This is a genomic window from Marinobacter sp. GH_1, assembly GCF_048595985.1.
Lineage (GTDB): Bacteria > Pseudomonadota > Gammaproteobacteria > Pseudomonadales > Oleiphilaceae > Marinobacter > Marinobacter shengliensis.
Genome location: NZ_CP184460.1, coordinates 3,620,560 through 3,644,516, shown reverse-complemented (window position 1 = coordinate 3,644,516; position 23,957 = coordinate 3,620,560). Strand labels below are relative to the sequence as shown.

General features: G+C 57.5%; 20 protein-coding genes and 1 other RNA gene. 15 read left to right on the top strand and 6 right to left on the bottom strand.

Annotated features, from left to right (window positions below):
* The first annotated feature begins 222 nt into the window (after positions 1–222).
* A complete protein-coding gene (locus tag ACNSOI_RS16660) occupies positions 223–804 on the top strand; it encodes a hypothetical protein (RefSeq protein WP_420194574.1) in 582 nt (193 codons plus the stop codon).
* 184 nt (positions 805–988) lie between these two features.
* Here the strand turns inward: ACNSOI_RS16660 and ssrA are convergent.
* The 3 genes from ssrA to smpB form a co-directional block, all read right to left on the bottom strand.
* Positions 989–1,353, bottom strand: a transfer-messenger RNA (tmRNA) gene (ssrA, locus tag ACNSOI_RS16655).
* 70 nt (positions 1,354–1,423) lie between these two features.
* A complete protein-coding gene (locus ACNSOI_RS16650) occupies positions 1,424–2,842 on the bottom strand; it encodes a wax ester/triacylglycerol synthase family O-acyltransferase (protein ID WP_420194573.1) in 1,419 nt (472 codons plus the stop codon).
* A gap of 138 nt (positions 2,843–2,980) precedes the next feature.
* Entirely contained in the window at positions 2,981–3,463 is a 483-nt protein-coding gene (smpB, locus tag ACNSOI_RS16645; protein ID WP_058092531.1) for an SsrA-binding protein SmpB, read from the bottom strand.
* Positions 3,464–3,644: 181 nt separating this feature from the next.
* Between smpB and ACNSOI_RS16640 the strand changes: the two genes are divergently transcribed.
* From ACNSOI_RS16640 to ACNSOI_RS16630, 3 genes are read left to right on the top strand one after another with little or no spacing between them, the layout of a single operon-like run.
* On the top strand, positions 3,645–5,240 hold the full coding sequence (locus ACNSOI_RS16640; protein ID WP_286920593.1) for a sodium-dependent transporter: 1,596 nt from the start codon (positions 3,645–3,647) through the stop codon (positions 5,238–5,240).
* A 58-nt stretch (positions 5,241–5,298) separates the two neighbouring features.
* Positions 5,299–5,745: a type II toxin-antitoxin system RatA family toxin gene (locus ACNSOI_RS16635; protein ID WP_058092533.1), complete on the top strand. Its 447-nt coding sequence runs from the start codon at positions 5,299–5,301 to the stop codon at positions 5,743–5,745.
* Entirely contained in the window at positions 5,745–6,023 is a 279-nt protein-coding gene (locus ACNSOI_RS16630; RefSeq protein WP_058092534.1) for an RnfH family protein, read from the top strand. The genes ACNSOI_RS16635 and ACNSOI_RS16630 overlap by 1 nt, the downstream gene beginning before the upstream one ends.
* 4 nt (positions 6,024–6,027) lie before the next feature.
* On the opposite strand, the gene ACNSOI_RS16625 is transcribed toward ACNSOI_RS16630, so the two are convergent.
* On the bottom strand, positions 6,028–6,360 hold the full coding sequence (locus ACNSOI_RS16625; protein WP_286920592.1) for an outer membrane protein assembly factor BamE: 333 nt from the start codon (positions 6,358–6,360) through the stop codon (positions 6,028–6,030).
* 122 nt (positions 6,361–6,482) lie between these two features.
* Between ACNSOI_RS16625 and fur the strand changes: the two genes are divergently transcribed.
* Positions 6,483–6,902, top strand: coding sequence for a ferric iron uptake transcriptional regulator (fur, locus tag ACNSOI_RS16620; protein ID WP_286920591.1), 420 nt, complete (start codon positions 6,483–6,485; stop codon positions 6,900–6,902).
* 60 nt (positions 6,903–6,962) lie between these two features.
* Here the strand turns inward: fur and recN are convergent, their stop codons facing one another.
* Positions 6,963–8,642, bottom strand: a complete 1,680-nt coding sequence (recN, locus tag ACNSOI_RS16615) for a DNA repair protein RecN (RefSeq protein WP_072676285.1) — start codon at positions 8,640–8,642, stop codon at positions 6,963–6,965.
* A gap of 263 nt (positions 8,643–8,905) precedes the next feature.
* On the opposite strand from recN, the gene grpE reads away from it, so the two are divergent.
* From grpE to greA, 7 genes are all read left to right on the top strand, one after another.
* Positions 8,906–9,502 carry a nucleotide exchange factor GrpE gene (gene grpE, locus ACNSOI_RS16610; protein ID WP_061330645.1) on the top strand — a complete coding sequence of 199 codons (597 nt, stop codon included), beginning with the start codon at positions 8,906–8,908 and terminating at the stop codon, positions 9,500–9,502.
* Between the two features lie 92 nt (positions 9,503–9,594).
* Entirely contained in the window at positions 9,595–11,520 is a 1,926-nt protein-coding gene (gene dnaK / locus ACNSOI_RS16605; protein ID WP_061330644.1) for a molecular chaperone DnaK, read from the top strand.
* 78 nt (positions 11,521–11,598) lie between these two features.
* The gene (gene dnaJ, locus ACNSOI_RS16600) at positions 11,599–12,723 is read left to right on the top strand and encodes a molecular chaperone DnaJ (RefSeq protein WP_058092540.1); all 1,125 of its coding nucleotides are present in this window, start codon (positions 11,599–11,601) and stop codon (positions 12,721–12,723) included.
* A gap of 11 nt (positions 12,724–12,734) precedes the next feature.
* Entirely contained in the window at positions 12,735–13,538 is an 804-nt protein-coding gene (dapB, locus tag ACNSOI_RS16595; RefSeq protein WP_374813720.1) for a 4-hydroxy-tetrahydrodipicolinate reductase, read from the top strand.
* 382 nt (positions 13,539–13,920) lie between these two features.
* Positions 13,921–15,051, top strand: coding sequence for a glutamine-hydrolyzing carbamoyl-phosphate synthase small subunit (gene carA, locus ACNSOI_RS16590; RefSeq protein ID WP_228263779.1), 1,131 nt, complete (start codon positions 13,921–13,923; stop codon positions 15,049–15,051).
* An 81-nt stretch (positions 15,052–15,132) separates the two neighbouring features.
* The gene (gene carB, locus ACNSOI_RS16585) at positions 15,133–18,351 is read left to right on the top strand and encodes a carbamoyl-phosphate synthase large subunit (protein ID WP_106694149.1); all 3,219 of its coding nucleotides are present in this window, start codon (positions 15,133–15,135) and stop codon (positions 18,349–18,351) included.
* A gap of 4 nt (positions 18,352–18,355) precedes the next feature.
* A complete protein-coding gene (gene greA, locus ACNSOI_RS16580) occupies positions 18,356–18,835 on the top strand; it encodes a transcription elongation factor GreA (protein WP_076657186.1) in 480 nt (159 codons plus the stop codon).
* A 131-nt stretch (positions 18,836–18,966) separates the two neighbouring features.
* Here greA and yhbY read toward each other — a convergent pair whose 3' ends face one another.
* A complete protein-coding gene (yhbY, locus tag ACNSOI_RS16575) occupies positions 18,967–19,275 on the bottom strand; it encodes a ribosome assembly RNA-binding protein YhbY (RefSeq protein ID WP_058092544.1) in 309 nt (102 codons plus the stop codon).
* Between the two features lie 398 nt (positions 19,276–19,673).
* On the opposite strand from yhbY, the gene ftsH reads away from it, so the two are divergent.
* The 3 genes from ftsH (at position 19,674) to glmM (ending at position 23,881) form a co-directional block, all read left to right on the top strand.
* Positions 19,674–21,611, top strand: coding sequence for an ATP-dependent zinc metalloprotease FtsH (gene ftsH, locus ACNSOI_RS16570; protein ID WP_171039986.1), 1,938 nt, complete (start codon positions 19,674–19,676; stop codon positions 21,609–21,611).
* A gap of 96 nt (positions 21,612–21,707) precedes the next feature.
* Positions 21,708–22,538 carry a dihydropteroate synthase gene (gene folP, locus ACNSOI_RS16565; protein ID WP_420194572.1) on the top strand — a complete coding sequence of 277 codons (831 nt, stop codon included), beginning with the start codon at positions 21,708–21,710 and terminating at the stop codon, positions 22,536–22,538.
* Positions 22,538–23,881, top strand: a complete 1,344-nt coding sequence (glmM, locus tag ACNSOI_RS16560; protein ID WP_152439080.1) for a phosphoglucosamine mutase — start codon at positions 22,538–22,540, stop codon at positions 23,879–23,881. The genes folP and glmM overlap by 1 nt, the downstream gene beginning before the upstream one ends.
* The last annotated feature ends 76 nt before the right edge of the window (positions 23,882–23,957 follow it).

Genomic DNA, 23,957 nt, shown 5'->3' with positions numbered 1-23,957 from the left:
TTGGTGACAGGGCCAATAAAGCAGCCGCTTACAAAAACTTCATTCCACACATAACCACTCGAAACCCCAGTTGCGTTGACACTTTGTGGACACCTTCTTGATTAGGATGCAAAGGTCTTTTCCCTATATGCGGTTGGTAGTAAAGTCCAACACCTTTCCAATATTCAGCTTTTCAGGGAAGAGCGAACCATGCGCAACGCTAGTGTAGTAACGTGTCTGTTTATGTCTGCAGTGATTTCCGGTTGCGGCGGATCAGGTAGCGACGAAGACAAGGCCAGCCTTGAGAAAACCACTGAACTGAAGACTGAGCATGTGGCTGAGCCAGATTGTACCGACACAGCAACCGAGCTGGCTGGGTGTTGGGCTTCGGAGTGTGAGGTTGTTAATGATGACGACCAGACCTCACTCATTTACGGTCGCTCGGTGATTGCGTTCGCCGATAATGGGCAATTGCGCGAATACCTTCAGGCGTTTGATAACGCCAACTGTGTCTCTCCTGCACTGCATACGACCCAGCTTTTAACCCACACCACCTACGAACTGACTCCTCGTGTTGACGGCGAAGATGTGGCTAACATTGATGGGCATATTGAGTTCGATCTGCAGAGCCGCCGTTTGCCTGAGGGCTTCCCTGAGGGTGCGGAATCCATCGTAAGAACGCCGTATGACGTTACTGCGGAGGGAGCGCTCTGTCTTGATACTGATAGGGTCTCATACGATGGCATGGGAGGTGGATTTGTCCTCACGGGTGCACCGACTGATGGAATTAATTATGAAAATTGTTTGGTAAGACTGGAGTCATAAGGCCTAACGCTAATCGGCCAAGTGATTATTCAGAGGCATCTAAGAAGATCGAAGAATCCTCACTTTGGTGTATTAATGAGAAGGTGTAGTAGCCCCCATTTAAACCGGACACCTTGGTAGAAGCAAAGGCCTAGTCATAGAAACGAAAAAAGCCCCTGAAATCAGGGGCTTTTCTCTTGGAAGTTGGTGGAGACGGCGGGAATTGAACCCGCGTCCGCCAGCACTAGGCCTTGAGATCTACATGTTTAGTGTCCTTCTATTAATTTAACCTCTTGCGACCCGAAGGCCAGGGTGCGAGAGGCGAGCTCTTTAAATCTTAGCCTTTAGCCAGTGAGCTCTGGATAAAGGAGCATCCCGTAAGCGATGACGTCCTGAGATGTTGCTTCCGGGCTACGGGCGACCCGGTCAGGACGACTAGCAGCTTACGCTGCTAGTGCGTAGTTTTCGTCGTTTGCGACTATTGCGTTGCAGCTTTGGATTAACGAGATTGGCTGCCATCTCGACATGCACCCAAGGGTTCGCCACCAGCGTCGAAGCCATGTCGTCCCCTTATGATCAGTATATGTGTCCGGTTTGCCGGACTTCAAGGCTTGTTTGTCACTATTTGTACTTATCCTGTTCACGAGGCCTGTGCAATGTGCAGGCCATGGGCGTGAGACATGGCCGCGTCGTACAGGTGCTGGAAGCTGTCCCGGAAGTAGGTCATTACTGCTTGCGGGTCGGCCTGGATGCCCTTGTCGACGGTGATGCCGAACTGCACGGTGTCGGCGTAGCTGAATATGCTCATGCCAATGCCGATGTTGCCGCTCTGGGGCACCCAGAACATGGGTTGCACCAGTTTGCTGCCGGCCAGGTAAACCGGATGCCGTGGGCCGGGCACGTTGGTCAGTACTGCAGAGGCCTTGTTACTGAGCAAGTCCAGGGCCCGGCGCTCAAGAATATCCGGGCCCCGGCCAAACAGGTCCAGCAGGCTGTAGGTTACCTGGGCTTGATAGGACTGTTTGAGCCGATTCATATTTTCCTGCACCTGGCGGAAACACATTAGTGGGTCATGCACTTCCACAGGCAGGCATACCAGAACCAGGCCAAACTGATTGCCCAATGATTCTATGGGTTGGTCCAGGGGCCGAAGGTTGAACGGCACCGCAACGCGAATACCGCAATCGGGTATGGTTTGCTTGTGTTCGGTAAAGTGCCGGCTCAGGGCGCCGGTGGCGGCGCATAGCAATACGTCGTTGACCGTTCCACCCAGGGTCCTGGCGCAGTGTTTTACGTCATCCAGGGCCAGGGGCTCCGCCCAGGCCACTTTCTTTCGGCCTACCAACTGGCTTTTCAGGCTGGTTTTCGGCTCAAACGGGGCCAGCCCGAGTTTCGCCAGGTCCATGGCGATGCCGCCGGCGGTCCGCGCCAGTTTCAGGGGGTAATTGGGCTCTTGCCGAACGGAATCCAGGAACAGTTGCGCCTGTTGCCAGCCAGCCTGGCTGCTGTCCACCAAACGGTGCAAAAACCGGGTGGCAGCGTTGCCCTGGGGTTTGGGAATGGTGACTTTCTTGGCGATGCGCTCCAGTTTGGGTTCTGGTGTCCGGTCGGTGAGCGATAGCAGAACCCGAACCAGTGAAATGCCATCGGCAATGCAGTGGTGAATGCGGATCAGCAGGGCGCAGCCGCCGTTGAAGTTATCGATGTAGTGGATTTGCCAGAGTGGCCGGCGAAAGTCGAGCGCCGTGCTGTTGAAGTCGCTGGCCAGTTCCTGCAACTCTTTCTTGCTGGCTTGTCCTGGCAGTGCAATGCGGTGCAGGTGGTTGTCGAGATCAAAGTTGGGATCGTCTTCCCAGTAGCATTTGTCGCCCTTCTCAACCACCCGTTGGCGAAAGCGCCTGAATCTCAGAAATCGTTCTTCGAGTGTGCGTTTTAGCCGTTTGATCGGAATTGGTTGCTCGAACATCAGCACCGCGGAGATCATCATGGGGTTCTCCGGGGTGTCCATACGCAGCCAGGATCGGTCGACTGACGTCATTGCCGTCCGTTCAGATGACATAAGCCCTCCCTTTGCTGTTTGCCAACTAACAGGGGCTCCAGGTACTGCCTGTGGGGTCGGAGCAGGTGTGAACACCTGAGTATAGGAGGGATTCCGAGGCCGGGAAAGAGGCGGTAAAAGCGACAGTGCGAGCGAGGCTCAGGTGTTGGCCTCGCGCATGATTCTCTGTTTCTGGCGGTTCCAGTCACGCTCTTTTTCGGTGGCACGCTTGTCGAACAGCTTCTTGCCTTTCACCAGGGCAATTTCGCATTTCACTTTATTGCCTTTCCAGTACAGGGCGAGCGGTATGCAGGTATGCCCGGCCTGATTGACCTGGCCGATAATCTTGGCAATCTCCTTCGCGTGCAGCAGCAGTTTGCGGGTACGGGTGGGGTCGGCGATCACATGGGTGGAGGCGGTGTTGAGCGGCGTGATATGCGCGCCCAACAGCCAGGCTTCACCATTTTTCAGAAGTACGTAGGCGTCTACCAGCTGAGCCTTGCCGGCCCGCAGCGACTTCACTTCCCAGCCCAGCAGGGCAAGGCCGGCCTCAAAGCGTTCTTCAATATGATATTCGTGCTTTGCCTTCTTGTTCAGGGCAATGGTGTTGCTGGTTGGTCCGTTTGCTTTCTTCTTGCTCATGAATCCTGTCCGGGATCGGAAGAATGTGTGTCCCGGCCGGGTGACTGTTGGCCGGTAAATCGGGCATTGTAGCCCAGGACTGCCAGACGGGTCACGATTTCACCGCCGGGCTTGTAGATCCAGTCGTTCCGGGATGCCGCCTTCGGCTACAATGGGGCGCATTTGACTGTCAGGGATCGCCATGGCGAGCAAGTATCACACGTCCATCGGGTCATTTACCCGAAAATCCACGTTTTTCTGGGCCTCGGTGGGCGCAACCGTGGGCCTGGCCAATCTGTGGCAGTTTCCATACCTGGCCAGTATGCACGGTGGCGGGTTGTTCATTTTCCTGTATCTCGCCTGCCTGCTCCTGGTAACCCTGCCTCTGATGGTGACCGAGGCGGTTCTTGGGCGGCACTCACGCCATGGCATCGTGCTGGCGATGGACGGCATGGTGAAAGACGCAGGCTGTTCACCGCTGTGGCGCCTGGCGGGCCCGTTGAGTGTGCTTGCCGCGTTCCTGGTGTTGTCATTCACTGCGGTGTTCGGTGGCATCGTGCTGGCCTATGTCTTCTTTGGAGCGACAGACAGTTTCAGGGCAGCGACGCCCGAGGCGGCGACCGGTATCCTGACGGATCTGGTGTCCAGGCCGGGTGGGCATCGGGAGTTTATGGCCTGGCACGCGTTCTTCATGGTTCTCGTGGTGTGGGTATCTGCCCAGGGCGTTGTGAAGGGGTTGGAGCGATCGCTGCGATTTCTGGTGCCCGCAGCGTTGCTGCTGATGCTGGGGTTATTTGCCTTGTCGGCCAGTCATGGGCGGCTGGATTCGGGTATTGAACACATCCTGGCGCTGCGGCCAGACGACGTTGGTTTCAATAGCGTCAAGGCGGCCTTTTTTCACGCTTTCTATACCCTTGGCCTTGGGATGGGGGTGTGGGCGATCTTCGGCGCTTACAGCACGTCACATACCCGGTTGAAGCGGTCATTGCTGGCGGTGGTGTTGATGGACACTCTGGTGGCCATCCTGGCGGGGCTGATGATGTTCTCGGTGGCGCTGGATGGTGCCAGTCTTGATGGTGAGCGAGGCTTCGGGCTGTTGTTTGTCTCCCTGCCGGTCACGCTGGCCCAGTTGCCCCACAGTCAGTTGATCATTGCGGCGGTGTTCCTGCTGGTGCTCATGATCGTGTGGGCGACCGCCATATCGCTGTTGGAGCCTGTGGTGGGCTGGTTTCGTGAGTGGACTGGCGCACCCAGAGGGTGGTCTGCGGTTATTGCCGGTGTTGCCGTGTGGGCTGCCGGCCTGGGTTCGCTATTCTCCTTCAATCTCTGGGAGGACTACCGGTTTGCTGGTGCCACCCTGTTTCGATGGCTGGAGCTGACGACGGGCGGCATCCTGATTCCGCTGGTGGCCTTGCTGATTGCCACCTTTGCCGGTTGGTGCCTGACCCGGCGCTATGCCGCAAGGATTCTTGGTAACACCCCGGTGGCTATTCGCAAGATCTGGTATTGGGTCATGCGCCTTGTTCTGCCGGTTCTGGTGGCCTGGATTGGCATACAATACACAGTATTCTCGTTGTCAAACCTGTGTGATAACGGCAGCGCCGCCATTTGGTGCGCACAAGATGGCGCGCCGGAACAACCGATGCCTGCGACGGCAAACGATGACGGTGACGGTTTGCCTGCAAGCCCGCAAAGTGAGGGCCCGGGGCCAGAAGGTAACGCGTCTGGTCAGGGCGCAGAAAGCCAGCCGGCGGAAAACGCCCCCAACGGGGACGATATCCTTTATCATAGTGTGTAGTTGGCCTTCGCGGGCCAGTCGGCTCTTTTGTTGTAAAAACGCAGGAATCCCGGTTTTCATGGCGCATCAGATTGATAAGACGGCATTGGTCATGCACTCCGCAGAGCGCATGTTCCATCTGGTCAATGATATTGCACGGTATCCCGAGTTTCTGCCCTGGTGCGCCGGGGCAGAGGTGCACGAACAGACGGATGCAGAGATCATGGCGTCACTGGAGATTGCCAAGGGCGGTGTGCGCCATCGCCTGACCACGCGTAATCAGCTGTTGATGCCCGAGGCGATCGAGATGAGCCTGGTGGATGGACCGCTGAAAAATCTGCGGGGGCGGTGGCACTTCAAGGCGCTCAACGAGCAGGCCTGTAAGGTGATCCTGACCCTGGAGTTTGAGTTTTCGGGCTCACTGTCCCGAATGACTTTTGGTCCGGTGTTCAATCAGGCTGCCAATACCATGGTGGATGCGTTTTGCCGTCGGGCAGACCAGATTTATCAGGGAGGGACGGTTTGATGCAGGTAGAGGTAGCGTATGCCCGGCCAGACAAGCAGCAAATTGTGGCGATTGAAGTGCCTGAGGGAACCACGGCCATCGAGGCCGTGAAACTGTCTGGAATAACGGATATTTTCCCGGAAATCGATCCGGACGCAACGGATATGGGCGTGTTTGGCAAAGTCATTAAAGACCCCGCGGGCCATGAGCTGCGCGAGGGAGACCGGGTTGAACTATACCGACCGCTAAAGATAGATCCCAAGCAGGCCCGGCTGAACCGGGCCAAAAAGAAAGCCTGAACAATCAGTAAGCGGGCGTTTCTTCCAGCAGTCGTGCGTCGTAATGGCTGAACTCGTCGCCTTCGTAATAGACGATTATGCGCTGCTCCAGGATATCCCCACCCCGGCGCTGGAAGGTGTACACATAGTACTCGCGCGAGGGGTCCACCGGATTGAGCATCAGCGGCGACCCGAGAACCGCATGAACCTGACTGCGGGCCATGCCTTGCGAGAGGCTCTTGAGGTCGTCTTCGGTCACGATATTCCCCTGTTGCACGTTGATTTTGTAAACGCCAGGGAATGCGCAACCGGACAAGGATAAAATGCTAATAAGAACGATAGCGGTGAGCTTTTGCATCGCCGGGGGAAATCCTCTATCTTGAAATCGCCTGCATCAAGCAGGTGTGAAACGGGTAGTCCGTTGAACGGCGGCTTCATCATACCGGAAGCCGTAAGGCACACCAAAGAGTGAATAGTAACATGTCATCTGAAAACGCCGAATTACGAAAGGTCGGTTTGAAGGTTACTCTCCCGAGAGTCAAAATCTTCAATATTCTGGAGAACGCCGAAGAGCACCATTTGAGTGCCGAGGATGTTTACAAGAAGCTGCTGGATCAGGGAGATGACGTGGGGCTGGCAACCGTCTACCGGGTGCTGACTCAGTTCGAGGCCGCAGGCCTGGTGTTGCGCCATAACTTTGAGGGTGGCCACGCCGTCTTCGAAATGGCGGGCGATGATCACCATGACCACATGGTATGCACGCAAACCGGAGAAGTGATCGAGTTTGTGGATGATATCATCGAAGAGCGCCAGCAGAAGATCGCCAGGGAGCACGGCTATGAGATCGTTGATCACAGCCTGATCCTCTACGTTAAGCCTTTGGGCTCTTCCAAGAAATAAGTCAAAAAAAAGGGGCCAGCAAGCGCCGGCCCCAACAGCTCTCCGAATCGAGAGGGGGATTCAGTGATGGGTCGCCTGACCCTTAACGAACATCTCCCGGGCGTGGGCAATGGTGTGCTCTGTCATGTCTACGCCGCCCAGCATTCTTGCCACTTCGCTGATTCTTCCCTGGTCATCCAGCGTTTCAATGCGTGAATAGGTTGCGTCCTGTTCGGTGAATTTGCTGACGAACAGGTGCTGGTGGCACTGAGCTGCCACCTGGGGCAAGTGAGTGACACACAGCACCTGGCCGTTGCTGCCCAGAGACCGGAGCAAACGCCCGACCACCTCTGCTGTGCCGCCACCAATACCCACGTCCACTTCGTCAAACACGAGGGTGGGGGTGGTTGAGGTCTGGGCGACCACTACCTGAATGGCAAGGCTGATCCGAGACAGTTCGCCCCCGGAGGCCACCTTGGCCAGTGGGCGTGCGGGTTGCCCCGGGTTGGCGCTGACCAGGAACTCGACATCTTCCATACCGTGGGGGGCCGGTTCGTCATTGCTGTTGCGGCCCAGTTTGGTAACAAACTGGACGGCCGGCATGCTCAGCTGTGCAAGCTCCTGAGCAATTCGCTGATCCAGTTCCGCCGCTGCCTGCTCCCGCTTGGCCGTTAATTGCCCGGCCAGTTCATCAAACCGTTTGCGCAGGGCTTGCTGCTCTGCCTCAAGCTGCTCGAGGCTGCCTTCGCCGCCGTCCAGTTCTTCCAGTTCGTTCGACAGGCGTTGGTGCAGTTCCGGCAATTCCTCCGGTGTGATGCGGTGCTTTCGAGCCATCTGATAAATGGCGCTCAGGCGTTCCTCGACCTCGGCCAGCCGTGCGGGGTCTGCTTCGTAGTCTTCAACAAAGTGCCGAAGGTTGTCCCCGGCTTCTGAAATCTGGATCTGTGCTTCGGTCAGCATCTGGATGGTGTCAGCCAGTGCCGGAACATCCACTGGGAGTTGCTCCAGTTGCTGGAGTGCCTGACGCACCAGGTCGGCGGCACTGGTTTCGTCCTCAGTGCACAGCAGGGCAGCCTGATGGCTGCTATGCAGTACCGCATCGGCCTGGCTCAGCTGCGCTTGTTCCTGTTCAAGCGCTTCCTGTTCGCCATCGCCCAGGGCAAGCCGGTCCAGCTCTTCCACCTGGTACCGGAGCAGTTGCAGTTTTGCCTCTGCCTCGTCGGCGTTCTGGCGCCGCTGTTCCAGCTTCTGACTGGTTCTATGCCAGGCTTTCCAGGCATCCCGGGTTTGCTCTGCCAGGTCTTCGGCGCCGGAGAATTCGTCCAGCAGCTTCCGATGAGTGTCTTTTTGCAGCAGTGACTGATGTTGGTGCTGGCTGTGAATATCCATCAGCAGGCCGCCAAGGTCCTTGAGCTGGGAGAGTGGGCAGGGCTGGCCATTAATAAAGGCTTTTGAACGACCATCCTTGCTGATGGTCCGGCGCAGGATGCAGTCGTCTTTGTCATCCAGTTCGTGTTCTTCCAGCCATTGTCGGGCAATCGGAATACGTGAGATGTCGAAGCTGGCGGTGATATCGGCTCGTTTGGCGCCGTGGCGCACGGCTCCGGCATCTGCTCGGCCGCCCATGGCCAGGCTGAGAGCATCCAGAACAATGGATTTACCTGCGCCGGTTTCACCGGTCAGGGCCGTCATGCCTTTGCTGAAATGCAGGTCGACCCGTTCGGCGATGGCGTAGTTGGAGACCATAAGTTGTGTGAGCATGCCGATAACCTCCGCTCAGAATTGGAGACTCTCTGAAAATTGTCTGGACACTGTTGATCTATACAGTTGCTGTGAATATATACAGCCTTTTTCCTGATTGCAAACAATCGAATCGTGAAAATCTGAAAGAATGCATCGTTTGAGGTTGAAACCTGAGGGGCGGGCCCCATATCCGTTCGCAAAGTCGTATTTTCCTGCCTGTGCAAGGCGGGGCTCATTTAGCCGCAGGCCCTCGGGCCCAGGGAAAGTCATCAGGAGTTGTCATGAGTGCTGACGATAAGCGCAACGAACAAGTAGACGAGCTGAACGAGGCAGTAAACGCCACAGAAGAGCAGGGCGAAGCAGAAACCGCCGGTGCTGAAGAAGGTTCCGAACTGGAATTGCTGAAGGCGCAGTTGCAGGAATACCAGGACCAGGCGCTGAGGGCCCAGGCTGAGATGCAGAATGTGCGTCGTCGAGCCGAAATTGATGTGGAAAAGGCCCACAAGTTCGCTCTGGAAAAGTTTGTGAAAGAGCTTCTTCCGGTGGCGGACAGCCTTGAAAAGGCAGTGGAAAGCACTGAAGGACATGAAAACGCCGGTGAGCTGGTTGGCTCCATTCGCGAAGGCGTGGAAATGACTTTGGGCCTGTTCATGAACGGCCTCAAGAAATTCAACGTTGAACAGGTGAACCCGGTGGGTGAACCGTTCGATCCGCAACAGCACGAGGCGATGTCTATGGTGCCCGCGCCAGATGCCGAGCCGAATAGCGTGGTTGCCGTGGTGCAGAAGGGCTACCTGCTGAACGGTCGCGTGGTTCGTCCCGCCATGGTGGTTGTGGCCAAGGCCGAAGATGCACCAAAAATCGACGAGCAGGCTTGAAAAGCCGATTAAAGCGCCAATATAGCGATTAAACAGCGACAGTCAGGGCAAACCTCCCTGGGACAGCATTCAGAAAGATTTGGAGTGATTCGATGAGCAAGATTATTGGTATCGACCTGGGAACCACCAACTCCTGTGTGGCCATCATGGATGGCGACAAGGTAAAGGTTATTGAAAACGCTGAGGGTGATCGTACTACTCCCTCCATTATCGCGTACACCGACGATAACGAGACCCTGGTTGGTCAGTCCGCCAAGCGCCAGGCGGTCACCAATCCCCATAACACCCTGTACGCCATCAAGCGTCTGATCGGTCGTCGTTTTGAGGACGATGTGGTTCAGAAAGACATCAAGATGGTGCCCTACAAGATCACCAAGGCCGACAACGGCGATGCCTGGGTTGAAGTAAAGGGCCAGAAGATGGCACCGCCCCAGATCTCTGCAGAAGTTCTGAAGAAAATGAAAAAGACTGCAGAAGACTACCTGGGCGAGAAGGTAACGGAAGCAGTGATTACCGTGCCGGCTTACTTCAATGACAGCCAGCGCCAGGCCACCAAAGATGCGGGCAAGATCGCCGGTCTGGAAGTGAAGCGGATCATCAACGAGCCGACCGCAGCTGCCCTGGCTTATGGCCTGGACAAGAAGAGCGGTGACCGCACAGTTGCTGTATACGATCTGGGTGGTGGTACTTTCGACCTCTCCATTATTGAAATTGCCGATGTCGACGGTGAGCATCAGTTCGAGGTTCTGGCCACTAACGGTGACACCTTCCTGGGTGGTGAAGACTTCGACCTGAAGGTCATCGAGTACCTGGCAGACCAGTTCAAGAAAGACAGTGGCATCGACCTGCGCGGCGATTCCCTGGCCATGCAGCGCCTGAAGGAAGCCGGTGAGAAAGCGAAGATCGAGCTGTCCAGCAGCCAGCAGACAGACGTGAACCTGCCGTACATCACTGCAGACGCGTCTGGGCCCAAGCACATGAACGTGAAGCTGACCCGCGCCAAGCTGGAAAGCCTGGTGGAAGATCTGGTTCAGCGCAGCCTGGAGCCCTGTAAAGTCGCACTGCAGGACGCCGGCATGAAGGCGTCTGAAATCGACGAAGTTATCCTGGTGGGTGGTCAGACCCGTATGCCGCTGGTGCAGGAAAAGGTAAAAGAGTTCTTCGGCAAAGAAGCCCGTAAAGACGTGAACCCGGACGAAGCCGTGGCCATGGGTGCTGCCATCCAGGCGGCTGTTCTTTCCGGTGACGTAAAAGACGTGCTGCTGCTGGACGTAACCCCGCTGACTCTGGGTATTGAAACCATGGGTGGCGTGGCAACGCCGCTGATCGACAAGAACACCACCATCCCGACCAAGAAGTCGCAGACGTTCTCAACAGCGGATGACAACCAGACGGCCGTAACCATTCACGTGGTTCAAGGTGAGCGTAAGCAGGCTTCCCAGAACAAGTCGCTGGGCCGCTTTGACCTGGCGGATATTCCGCCGGCGCCGCGCGGTGTGCCGCAGATCGAAGTCACCTTCGATATCGATGCCAACGGTATCCTGAACGTGTCTGCCAAAGACAAGGCCACCGGTAAAGAACAGTCCATCGTTATCAAGGCCTCGTCTGGTCTGAACGACGACGAGATCGAGAAGATGGTTCGCGATGCCGAGGCCAACGCCGAGGAAGATCGCAAGTTCGAAGAGCTGGTTCAGGTTCGCAACCAGGGTGATGCCATGGTTCACGCCGTGCGCAAGACCCTGACCGAAGCCGGCGACAAGGTTTCTGACAGTGAAAAGGAGTCTATCGAGGCGGCCATCAAGGATCTGGAAGAAGCCCTGACCGGCTCTGACAAGGAAGCCATCGAAGCCAAGACTCAGAAACTGACCGAAGTGTCTTCCGAGCTGGCACAGAAGATGTACGCGGATCAGGCAGACCAGGCGCAGCAGGCTGGCGGGCAGGAAGGTGCCCAGTCTCAGGCGGCTGACGATGCGGTGGACGCCGAGTTCGAAGAAGTCAAAGACGACGACAAGAAGTAAATCCTAAGTACATCAGGTAGTTGGAAAACGCGGGGGTAAGCCCCGCGTTTTCCGCGTTATAGCAACAGGGTTTTAAGCATGGCCAAGCGCGATTATTACGAAGTACTCGGGGTCTCCCGGGACGCGGACGAGAAGGACATAAAGCGGGCTTACCGAAAGCTTGCGATGAAATACCATCCGGACCGTAACCCGGACGACAAAGACGCCGAGAACAAGTTCAAGGAGGCCAGCGAAGCCTACGAAATTCTTGCCGATGGCAGCAAGCGTGCGGCCTACGACCAGTTTGGTCATGCCGGCGTGGATGGCCAGGCCGGCGGAGGCTTTGGCGGCGGTGGTGCCAGCTTCTCCGATATCTTTGGTGATGTCTTCGGTGACATTTTCGGTGGCGGTGGCCGGGGCCGCAACACTCGCGGTTCCGACCTGCGCTACACCCTGGAAATCGATCTGGAAGAGGCCGTCAAAGGCAAAACCGTCAAGATCAACATTCCTGGCCACAAAGAGTGTGAAGCCTGCGATGGCAGTGGTGCTGAAAAAGGCTCCCGTCCTGAAACCTGTGGTACCTGCCAGGGTATGGGGCAGGTTCGCATGCAGCAGGGTTTCTTCACCGTGCAGCAGGCATGCCCGACCTGCCGGGGCTCCGGTCAGGTTATCAAGAATCCCTGTAAAGTGTGCCACGGCCAGGGCCGCGTGAGGCAGGAAAAAACCCTGTCTGTGAAAGTGCCACCCGGTGTGGATACCGGCGATCGCATTCGTCTCTCAGGTGAGGGCGAGATGGGCGTTGATGGCGGGCCGCCAGGTGACCTGTATGTGCAGATTGCCGTGCGCGAGCATTCCATCTTTACCCGTGACGGCCGTAATCTATACTGCGAAGTGCCGATCAGCATCGTAGATGCAGCCCTGGGTGGTGAACTGGAAGTGCCGACCCTGGACGGCCGGGTCAAACTCAAGATTCCACCAGAAACCCAGACCGGCAAACTCTTCCGCCTGCGCAACAAAGGCGTAAGCCCCGTTCGCGGTGGCCCTGCCGGCGATTTGCTGTGCCGCGTGATGGTGGAAACACCGGTCAACCTGACCAAGCGCCAGAAAGAGCTGCTGGAAGAGTTCCAGGAAACCCTGAGCGGCAACAACGGCACCCATCATGCTCCGAAGAAAACCTCCTGGTTTGAGGGTGTGAAAAGCTTCTTCGACGAAATGAAATTCTGAGGGCATAACAGATGCGGGTAGCAATCATCGGCGCCGCCGGGCGCATGGGCAAAGTGCTGATCGAAGCCGTAGACGGCACCGAAGGCCTCGAACTCGGTGCTGCCATCGTCGAGCCAGGCAGCAGCCTGATTGGCGCCGACGCCGGCGAAATGACTGGCATCGGCAAAACCGGAATCAAAATGGCCGGCAGCCTCGACGACGTCAAAAACGACTTCGACGTACTGGTGGACTTCACCTTCCCGGACCTCACCCTGGAAAACGCAAAGTTCTGCAGCGCCAACGGCAAAATGATCGTCATCGGCACCACCGGCATGACCGCCGCCGAAAAAGAACAGTTGGCCCTGGCCGCCGAATCCACCCCAGTGGTCTTCGCACCCAACATGAGCGTTGGCGTCAACGTCGTCCTCAACCTCCTGCGCACCGCAGCGGCTACTTTGGGTGACGACTACGACGTAGAAATCATCGAGGCCCACCACCGCCACAAAAAAGACGCCCCCTCAGGCACCGCCCTGCGCATGGGCGAAGTCGTGGCTGACGCCCTCGGCCGCGACCTGAAAGAATGCGCTGTCTACGGCCGCGAAGGTTTCACCGGCGAACGCACCCGCAAGGAAATCGGCTTCGAAACCATCCGCGCCGGCGACGTGGTGGGCGACCACACCGTTCTGTTTGCCACCGAAGGCGAGCGCATCGAAATCACCCACAAGGCGAGCAGCCGGATGACCTTCGCCAAAGGGGCGATGCGAGCTGCGCTCTGGCTGGAAGGGAAGGCCGCTGGACTGTATGACATGCAGGATGTCTTGAATCTGAAGGACTGAATGTGCTCTTGAACAGTTGACCCCGAGCGAGAGAGTTCTGAGCGGCGGACTCTGAGGTAGGAGGGCTGGATCACCTTCCCGAAAATCTCGGAGGCCATGGATGGCCGGAGCGAAGCGCACAGGGATGTGCTCGTAGCGTTTTTCGGGAAGGTGATCCAGCACTCCTGCCGGACAACCGCCTTACTCCCGGCAAGAATTCAACGTGGACAGAAAACGCCAAAACAGCTTACAATAAGGCGATTTGACTGCACCAAGCGTACCTTTGAAAAGTTTATAAGAAAGCGGGACCGGGTTTTTACCTTGTCTCGCTTTTTTGCAACCTGAATTTGCGCTTGCGTTCCTGTTCGTGACGAACTTACGCCACTCGATGAGGATACAAGCCTTGAGCACACCAGCAATCCTTGCACTCGCAGACGGAAGCCTCTTCTACGGCACCGCCATCGGCGCAGACGGAGAAACCAGCGGCGAGGTAGTGTTCAACACTGCCATGACCGGCTACCAGGAAATCCTGACCGACCCGTCCTACTCACGCCAAATCGTCACCCTGACGTATCCCCACATTGGCAACACCGGTGTAAACGAAGAAGACGTAGAATCCGACCGCATCCACGCATCCGGCCTGATCATCCGCGATCTGCCCCTGGTCGCCAGCAGCTGGCGTAACCAGCAGAGCCTGGGCGAGTACCTGCGAAGCAACAACATTGTTGGCATTGCGGACATCGACACCCGCCGCCTGACCCGCATCCTGCGCGACAAAGGCTCCCAGAACGGTGCCATCATCGCTGGCGAGAACGCCACCGCCGAGCGCGCCCTGGAACTGGCGAAAGCCTTCCCAGGCCTCAAGGGCATGGATCTGGCTAAAGAAGTCACCAGCGAGAAATCCTATCAGTGGAGCCAGACCGAGTGGGATATCTCAGACGGTTATGGTGACCAGGCCGCCGCCAAATTCAAGGTCGTTGCCTGGGACTACGGTGTGAAGTTCAACATCCTGCGCATGCTCGCCGCCCGTGGCTGCGACATCACCGTTGTGCCTGCGCAAACTCCGGCCTCGGAAGTGCTAGCCATGAATCCGGACGGCATCTTCCTGTCCAACGGCCCCGGCGACCCGGAGCCGTGCGACTACGCTATCAAAGCCATTCAGGACGTCCTGGAAACCGAAATTCCAGTGTTCGGCATCTGCCTGGGTCACCAGTTGCTGGCTCTGGCCAGTGGCGCCAAAACCATGAAAATGGGGCACGGCCACCACGGTGCTAACCATCCGGTGCAGGACATTGCCAAAGGCACCGTGATGATTACCAGCCAGAACCATGGGTTTGCGGTAGACGAAGCAACCCTGCCGGCTAATGTGGAGGCCACCCACAAGTCGCTGTTTGACGGCACTCTGCAGGGTATTCGCCGCACAGACAAGCCGGCCTACAGCTTCCAGGGTCACCCGGAAGCCAGCCCGGGCCCCCATGATGTGGCGCCCCTGTTCGACGAGTTTATCCAGCTGATGGAAGCGCGATCTGCCTGAGGGCAAGGCCATCACAGATAGCTCACTGGCGCATCGTACGCGCTGAAAGAATTCAAAAGTTGCTGACAGGTTTACCGAGACATGCCAAAACGTACAGACATCCAAAGCATCCTGATCCTGGGCGCAGGTCCCATTGTGATCGGGCAGGCGTGCGAATTCGATTACTCCGGGGCCCAGGCCTGCAAGGCGCTGCGCGAAGAGGGTTACCGGGTTATCCTGGTGAACTCTAACCCGGCCACCATCATGACCGACCCGGCCATGGCCGATGCCACCTACATCGAGCCCATCACCTGGAAGACGGTCGAAAAGATCATTGAGAAAGAAAAGCCGGACGCCCTGCTACCCACCATGGGCGGCCAGACCGCACTGAACTGTGCGTTGGATCTGGAAAAGCACGGCGTGCTGGAGAAGCACGGCGTCGAAATGATCGGTGCCAATGCCGACACCATCGACAAGGCCGAAGACCGTGACCGCTTCGATAAGGCCATGAGAAAGATCGGCCTGGAATGCCCGCGCGCGACCATCGTTCACTCCATGGCCGAAGCCTGGGCAGCGTCCGAAGACATTGGCTTCCCGTGTATCATCCGCCCGTCCTTCACCATGGGCGGCTCAGGCGGCGGTATTGCGTACAACAAGGATGAATTCGAGGAAATCTGTACTCGTGGTCTCGACTTGTCCCCGACCAACGAACTGTTGATCGACGAGTCTCTGATCGGCTGGAAAGAGTACGAGATGGAAGTTGTTCGCGACAGGAACGACAACTGCATCATCGTCTGCTCCATCGAAAACTTCGATGCCATGGGCGTGCATACCGGTGACTCCATCACCGTGGCACCGGCCCAGACCCTCACTGACAAGGAATACCAGATCATGCGGAACGCCTCGCTGGCGGTACTGCGTGAAATCGGTGTGGAAACCGGCGGTTCCAACGTGCAGTTCGGCATCAACCCGGACACCGGCCGCATGGTGGTGATCGAGATGAACCCGCGGGTGTCCCGGTCCTCGGCCCTGGCCTCCAAGGCCACCGGCTTCCCGATCGCCAAGGTAGCGGCCAAGCTGGCGATTGGCTATACCCTGGATGAGTTGCAGAACGAAATCACCGGTGGCGTGACTCCGGCCTCGTTCGAGCCGAGCATCGATTATGTGGTCACCAAGATTCCCCGGTTTACTTTCGAGAAATTCCCCCAGGCCGACGCTCGCCTGACCACCCAGATGAAGTCTGTGGGGGAAGTCATGGCTATTGGCCGCACCTTCCAGGAGTCCATGCAGAAAGCGCTACGCGGGCTGGAAGTAGGTTCTGAAGGTTTTGATGAGAAGCTGGACGACCTGGATTCCGAGAATTCCCGGGAAACCCTGACCCGCGAACTCAACGTGCCGGGCGCTGACCGCGTCTGGTACATCGGCGACGCATTCCGTGCCGGCATGACCGTGGAAGAAGTGTTCCAGCACACCAAGGTGGATCCCTGGTACCTGGTCCAGATTGAAGATCTGGTGCGCGAAGAGGCTGCATTGAAATCCGCGGGCAAAGCGGATATTGATCAGGCCACCCTGTTCCGTCTCAAGCGCAAGGGCTTCTCCGACGCTCGCCTGGCCAAACTGCTGGGCATTTCCGAGGTGAGCCTGCGCAAACTGCGTCACGACCTGGGTATCCGCCCGGTCTACAAGCGCGTCGACACCTGCGCCGCCGAGTTTGCCTCAGACACCGCCTACATGTACTCCACCTACGAGGAAGAGTGCGAGGCAGATGCCAGCGATCGCGAGAAAATCGTGGTGATCGGTGGTGGCCCGAACCGGATCGGCCAAGGCATTGAGTTCGACTACTGCTGTGTGCACGCGGCCCTGGCCATGCGTGAAGACGGCTACGAAACCATTATGATCAACTGTAACCCGGAGACCGTGTCCACCGATTACGACACCTCCGACCGGTTGTATTTTGAGCCGATCACCCTGGAAGACGTGCTGGAAATCATCCACGTTGAGAAGCCCAAGGGCGTGATCGTGCAATATGGCGGCCAGACTCCGCTGAAACTGGCTCGTGGTCTTGAGGCGGCCGGTGTGCCGATTATCGGCACCAGCCCGGATGCCATTGACCGTGCCGAAGACCGTGAACGTTTCCAGCAGATGATCCAGCGCCTGGGGCTGAAGCAGCCGGAAAACGCCACTGTGCGCAGTCACGAGGAAGGCATCCTGGCGGCCCGCGAAATCGGCTACCCGCTGGTGGTGCGCCCGTCCTACGTGCTGGGTGGTCGGGCGATGGAAATCGTCTATGACGAAACCGAGCTGGTGCGTTACATGCGTAACGCGGTGCTGGTGTCCAATGACAGCCCGGTGCTGCTGGACCACTTCCTGAATGCCGCTGTTGAGGTGGATATTGACGCCATCTGCGACGGCACGGATGTGGTCATTGGTGGCATCATGCAGCACATTGAGCAGGCCGGTGTTCACTCCGGTGACTCCGCCTGTTCGCTGCCGCCATACAGCCTGCCTAAAGAGGTGCAGGATGAAATGCGCGAAGCGGTCAGGAAGATGGCCATCGAGCTGGACGTTATCGGCCTGATGAACGTGCAGCTGGCGTGGCAGGATGGCGAAATCTACGTGATTGAGGTCAACCCCCGCGCCTCCCGTACCGTGCCGTTTGTCTCCAAGGCCATTGGTGTGTCCCTGGCGGCAGTGGCGGCCCGGGTAATGTCCGGCAAGACCCTGAAAGAACTGAACTTCACCCAGGAAATCGTGCCGACTTACTATGCGGTAAAAGAATCGGTATTCCCGTTCAACAAGTTCCCGGCGGTAGACCCGATCCTTGGGCCGGAAATGAAGTCCACCGGTGAGGTGATGGGGCTGGGCGACAGCTTCGACGAAGCTTTTGCCAAGGCGGCTCTGGCCATCGGTGAGCGCCTGCCTGCCCAGGGTACCGCGTTCATGTCTGTGCGGGATGTCGACAAGCCCGGTGCGGCGAAGGTGGCCCGTGACCTGGTTGAGGCCGGGTTCAAGGTGATTGCCACCACCGGCACCGCCAAGGCGCTGGAAGCCGAAGGTGTTGCCGTGGAGCGGGTAAACAAGGTTCGCGAGGGTCGCCCGCACATTGTTGACGCCATCAAGAATGGTCAGGTTCAGCTGATTATCAATACCACTGAAGGTCGCAAGGCGATTTCCGACTCGGCCCAGATTCGCCAGTCCGCCCTGCAGACCAAGGTAACCTACACAACCACACTGGCAGGCGGCGAAGCCTTCTGTCGGGCCATCAAATTTGGCCCGGAGCGCACAGTACGTCGCCTCCAGGATCTACACGCAGGAAAGTAAGACTATGGCTGACAGAGTACCCATGACCAAGGCGGGCGAAGCCCGCCTGCGCGAGGAGCTGAAAAAGCTGAAGTCCGAAGATCGTCCCCGGGTAATTCAGGCAATCGCCGATGCCCGGGAGCACGGTGATCTCAAGGAAAACGCCGAGTACCATGCCGCTCGTGAGCAGCAAAGCTTCATCGAAGGCCGGATTCAGGAAATCGAAGGCAAGCTGTCGGTAGCCCAGGTGATCGATGTGACCACCATGGAGAACACCGGCAAGGTGATCTTCGGCACCACGGTACACCTGGTGAACATGGATACCGACGAAGAGGTTAAATACCAGATCGTCGGTGAAGACGAGGCCGACATCAAGGCCGGCAAGCTTTCTGTATCCTCACCGATTGCCCGTGCGCTGGTAGGCAAGAACGAAGGCGACGTAGTCGCCATCCGCATCCCCTCCGGCACCGTAGAATACGAAATCTCCGAAGTAGAATACATCTAGCGTCAAAGGGTCTGTCCTACGGGGCTGTCCCCGAACGGGGACTGACCCCCTTTTACCCCGCCGATCTCCCAAGCCAAACAAAAAAAGCCGCACTATCCAGCGCGGCTTTTTATATCAACCCTGGCGAAAAACTACTTATTCCGTAACAAATTCGACAACTTCGGATTAGGCTTCTTAGCCCGCCGCAGAATCACCGCAATCTTACCAATCGTCTGCACCAGCTCCGCCCCGGAGCTCTCGCACAACGCCTGAATCGCTTCCTGGCGCGCTTCGCGATCAGTGCTGGCCACCTTGATCTTGATCAGCTCATGATCGTTCAGGGCGCGCTCAAGCTCATCCTGCAAGCCCTCAGACAGGCCTTTATCGCCAACAATAATGACGGGCTTCAGATTGTGGGCAATCGCCCGGTATTCCCGGCGCTGTTCCGGTGAAAGACTCATGATGTAATCTCTTTATCGGTGCAATTAACAAAAGGTCAGCGGCGAAATGGCTGACGACGTCGTATAATTTCGCAATTGTAACAGATAGATTCCCGCCACAAATGGTCGTAATCACCTACAGTCGCGCCCACTGGCGCGGTGTCGTGCGGGATGACGGGCCTTAGCGCCCTACCGGTTGTCGGCTGGAACCTTCCTGTACGGTCAGGGTCAAAGGTTTCACGAAATCTCAAGTGGTGCTGGTTACAGTCCTCAGGTTGTGTTTTTGCCGGGTCAGTCAGCGGGTCTGTGGTCGATACGGATGGGCCGTTTCTGGTGGACAGGCGTATAATTGGTGTAAGGTGTCGGAAAAGGGTTGATGGCCACATGGCTGCAGCCCCGCAATTCACAGGTGATGATCCTTGAACGATATGGCAAAAAATCTGGTTCTCTGGCTAATCATAGCCGCCGTGCTGTTGATGGTGTTTCAGAATTTCTCTCCCACCACCACCGGCCAACAAGTCAACTATTCCCAGTTTGTGGAGATGGTCCAGCAGGGCCAGGTCCGGCAAGTGACCATTGATGGTCTTCAGGTGCAGGGTGTCCGTGGTGACGGGTCCCAGTTCCAGACCATTCGCCCGCAGGTCTCTGACAACAAGCTGATGGATGATCTGCTCGCCAATAACGTCGAAGTGATCGGCAAGGAGCCTGAGCGCCAGAGCCTGTGGACGCAGTTGCTGGTGGCCGCGTTCCCGATTCTGATCATTATTGCGTTGTTTGTGTTCTTCATGCGCCAGATGCAGGGCGGTGGCGGCGGCAAAGGCCCCATGTCCTTTGGCAAGAGCAAGGCGCGCCTGCTCAGTGAAGACCAGATCAAAACCACCTTTGGCGACGTCGCCGGTGTTGATGAAGCGAAGGAAGACGTTAAAGAGCTGGTCGACTTCCTGCGTGACCCGAGCAAATTCCAGCGTCTGGGTGGCCGAATCCCGAAAGGCGTGTTGATGGTGGGGCCGCCGGGTACTGGTAAGACGCTGCTGGCAAAAGCCATTGCCGGTGAAGCGAAAGTGCCGTTTTTCTCCATCTCCGGTTCTGACTTCGTAGAGATGTTCGTGGGCGTGGGTGCTTCCCGTGTTCGTGACATGTTCGAGCAGGCCAAGAAGCAAAGCCCCTGTATCATTTTTATCGATGAGATTGATGCGGTCGGCCGCCATCGTGGCGCCGGCATGGGCGGTGGCCATGACGAGCGTGAACAGACCCTGAACCAGCTGTTGGTTGAGATGGACGGCTTTGAAGGCAACGAAGGCGTCATCGTGATCGCTGCTACCAACCGTCCGGACGTTCTGGACCCTGCGCTGCTGCGTCCGGGTCGCTTTGACCGCCAGGTGGTGGTGAGCCTGCCAGACATTCTTGGTCGAGAGCAGATTCTTAAGGTGCACATGAAGAAAGTGCCCCTGGCCGACGGTATTGATCCGGCGGTTATCGCTCGCGGTACGCCTGGCTTCTCCGGTGCTGACCTCGCTAACCTGGTAAACGAGGCTGCCCTGTTCGCGGCGCGTCGTAACCAGCGTCTGGTTTCCATGGAAGAGCTGGAACTGGCGAAAGACAAGATCATGATGGGCGCCGAGCGCAAATCCATGGTGATGAGCGAGAAAGAAAAGCGGAACACCGCGTACCATGAGTCTGGCCATGCCATTGTTGGTCGCCTCGTGCCTGAACATGATCCTGTCTACAAGGTCAGTATCATCCCCCGAGGGCGCGCCCTGGGTGTGACCATGTTCTTGCCGGAAGAGGACAAGTACAGTCACTCCAAGCGCTACCTGACCAGCTCAATCTGCAGTCTGTTCGGTGGCCGAATTGCCGAAGAGCTGACGCTTGGCTTTGACGGTGTGACGACCGGTGCCTCCAACGACATCGAGCGTGCCACCAGCCTGGCCCGCAACATGGTCACCAAGTGGGGGTTGTCGGAAAAGTTGGGTCCCCTGCAGTACGATACCGACAGCGAAGAGCCGTTCCTGGGTCGTTCTGCCGGCCAGTCGCACTCCCATCACTCTCCGGAGACCGCCCAGCGGATTGATGAGGAAGTTCGGAATATCATTGATGAGTGTTATGCCACGGCCAAGCAGATCCTGATTGAGAACCGTGACAAACTGGACCTGATGGCTGAGGCCCTGATGAAGTACGAGACCATTGATCGCTATCAGATCGATGACATCATGGCAGGCAAAGAGCCGCGGCCCCCGAAAAACTGGGGCGATAGTGGTCCCACCGGCGGAGTGAAAGCTGAAGAGCCAGCTCCGGAGCCCCGGTCATCGGATGACGGGCGTCAGCCCGGAGTAGGCAGGCCTGCCGGCGAGCACTGATCGCCCGCACAAGGCCTAGTCAAATACAGCGCCGCCCGGCCTCCGGGCGGCGTTTGTTTTTGTTACCCCTGAACAGAAAATTTCGGAATACCTGCTATGAAAATGAATTTTGCTGGCCGTTTGGTGGATCTGTCCCGGTGCCAGGTAATGGGGATTCTCAACGTTACGCCTGATTCCTTTTCAGATGGCGGCCGGTTCACGACCGCCGATGCAGCGCTTGTTCGTGCCCGGACCATGGTGGAAGACGGCGCATCCTTTATCGATGTTGGTGGTGAATCGACCCGGCCGGGAGCGGAGCCGGTATCGACCCAGGAAGAGCTGGACCGGGTTTGCCCCGTGGTGGAGGCCATTGCCCGTGAGCTGGATACCGTGATTTCAGTGGATACCAGCAACCCCGCCGTGATGGAGGAGGTGGTCAGGCTCGGCGCCGGTTTGATCAACGATGTGCGGGCGCTCCAGCGAGAGGGTGCACCGGAAGTGGCGGCCAAAGCCGGCGTACCCGTCTGCATCATGCACATCCAGGGTGAGCCGGACACCATGCAGGATAATCCCCGATACCATAACGTCCGGCGCGACGTGAGTTCGTTTCTGACCGAACGGATGCGGGTGGTAGAAAAAGCCGGCGTGCGGCCGGAAAACATCATCCTGGACCCGGGATTTGGCTTCGGGAAAACCGTTGAGCACAACATCCAGTTGTTGGCGACTCTGGAGCAGTTGCATTTGCTGGGGCATCCGTTGTTGATCGGGGTGTCCCGGAAATCCATGCTCGGAGCGATTACCGGCCGAGACGTCAACGAAAGGTTGCCGGCAAGCCTCGCTGCCGCGACAATATCCGCCATGAAAGGCGCAAGCATCCTCAGGGTGCATGATGTGCGGGAGACGGTGGACGCCGTCAAGGTCGTGACGGCAGTTAAGGAGGCAATCTGATGTCCCAGCGCAAGTATTTTGGAACCGACGGAATCCGGGGGAGAGTGGGCGAAAGTCCGATTACCCCGGAGTTTATGTTGCACCTTGGGTGGGCAGCAGGCCAGGCATTCAAGAGGCAGGGCCAGCGAAACAGCGTGCTGATTGGAAAGGATACCCGCTTGTCAGGTTACATGTTTGAATCCGCACTTGAGGCGGGATTGTCTGCTGCGGGGGTGGACGTGAAGTTGCTTGGCCCGATGCCGACGCCGGCCATTGCCTACCTGACCCGAACGTTTCGGGCATCTGCAGGCATTGTGATCAGTGCCTCTCATAACCCGCACCACGACAACGGCATCAAGTTCTTCTCGGCTAACGGCACCAAGCTCGATGACGCCCTGGAGGCTGAGATCGAGCGCTGGCTCGAGCAGCCGATTCAGGTGTGCGAGCCCAATGAGCTGGGCAAGGCAAGCCGTGTCGACGACGCTCCGGGCCGGTACGTGGAGTTCTGCAAGAGTACGGTGCCCAATGAGTTTACCCTCGATGGACTGCATATCGTGCTCGACTGTGCCCATGGCGCCACATACCACGTTGCCCCCAAGGTGTTTAAAGAGCTCGGAGCCAGGGTTTCGGTGATTGGCGCAGAACCGGACGGGCTGAATATCAATCTCAACGTGGGGTCGACCCACCTGGATGCTCTGAAACAAACCGTTGCTGAGAAGCAGGCTGATCTGGGCATTGCTTTCGATGGCGATGGTGACCGTGTGCTGATGGTGGACCGGGACGGCTCCGAGGTGGATGGAGACGAATTGCTGTTTATTCTGGCCTCCCAGCGTCATGCTGAAGGTCGGTTGAACGGTGGCGTGGTTGGAACCCTGATGACCAATCTGGGGGTTGAGCTGGCGCTGCGCGAGATTGGCATCGAATTCGAGCGTGCCAATGTGGGTGACCGTTATGTGATGGAGCGGCTGCTGGCCAACAACTGGATTATTGGCGGAGAAGGCTCCGGCCATATGGTGATTCGTGACTGCACCAGTACCGGCGACGGTATTGTCTCTGCGTTGCAGGTGCTGTTGGCGGTTCGCCGGTCTGGCAAGACCCTGGGAGAGCTACGTCAGGGTATGGCCAAGTTGCCCCAGACGATGGTGAATGTGCGGGTGGCCCAGCGATTTGATCCGCTCAGCCGGTCAGACATCGTTGAGGCGATGCGCAGGGCAGAGGCTGACCTGGGCGAGGCCGGCAGAATCCTGTTGCGGGCGTCGGGAACGGAGCCCCTGATTCGGGTGATGGCAGAAGGTCAGAATGCCGATGACATTGCCCGGGTTGCCGAGCAGCTGGCCCTCGTCGTGGAGCGTTCAACACCCTGATTTTGTGGAATAGGGCGGGTTGTGCGAGACAAATGTCTGCTGTATAGTTCGCCCTCCCTCAGGTCGGGACGATTGA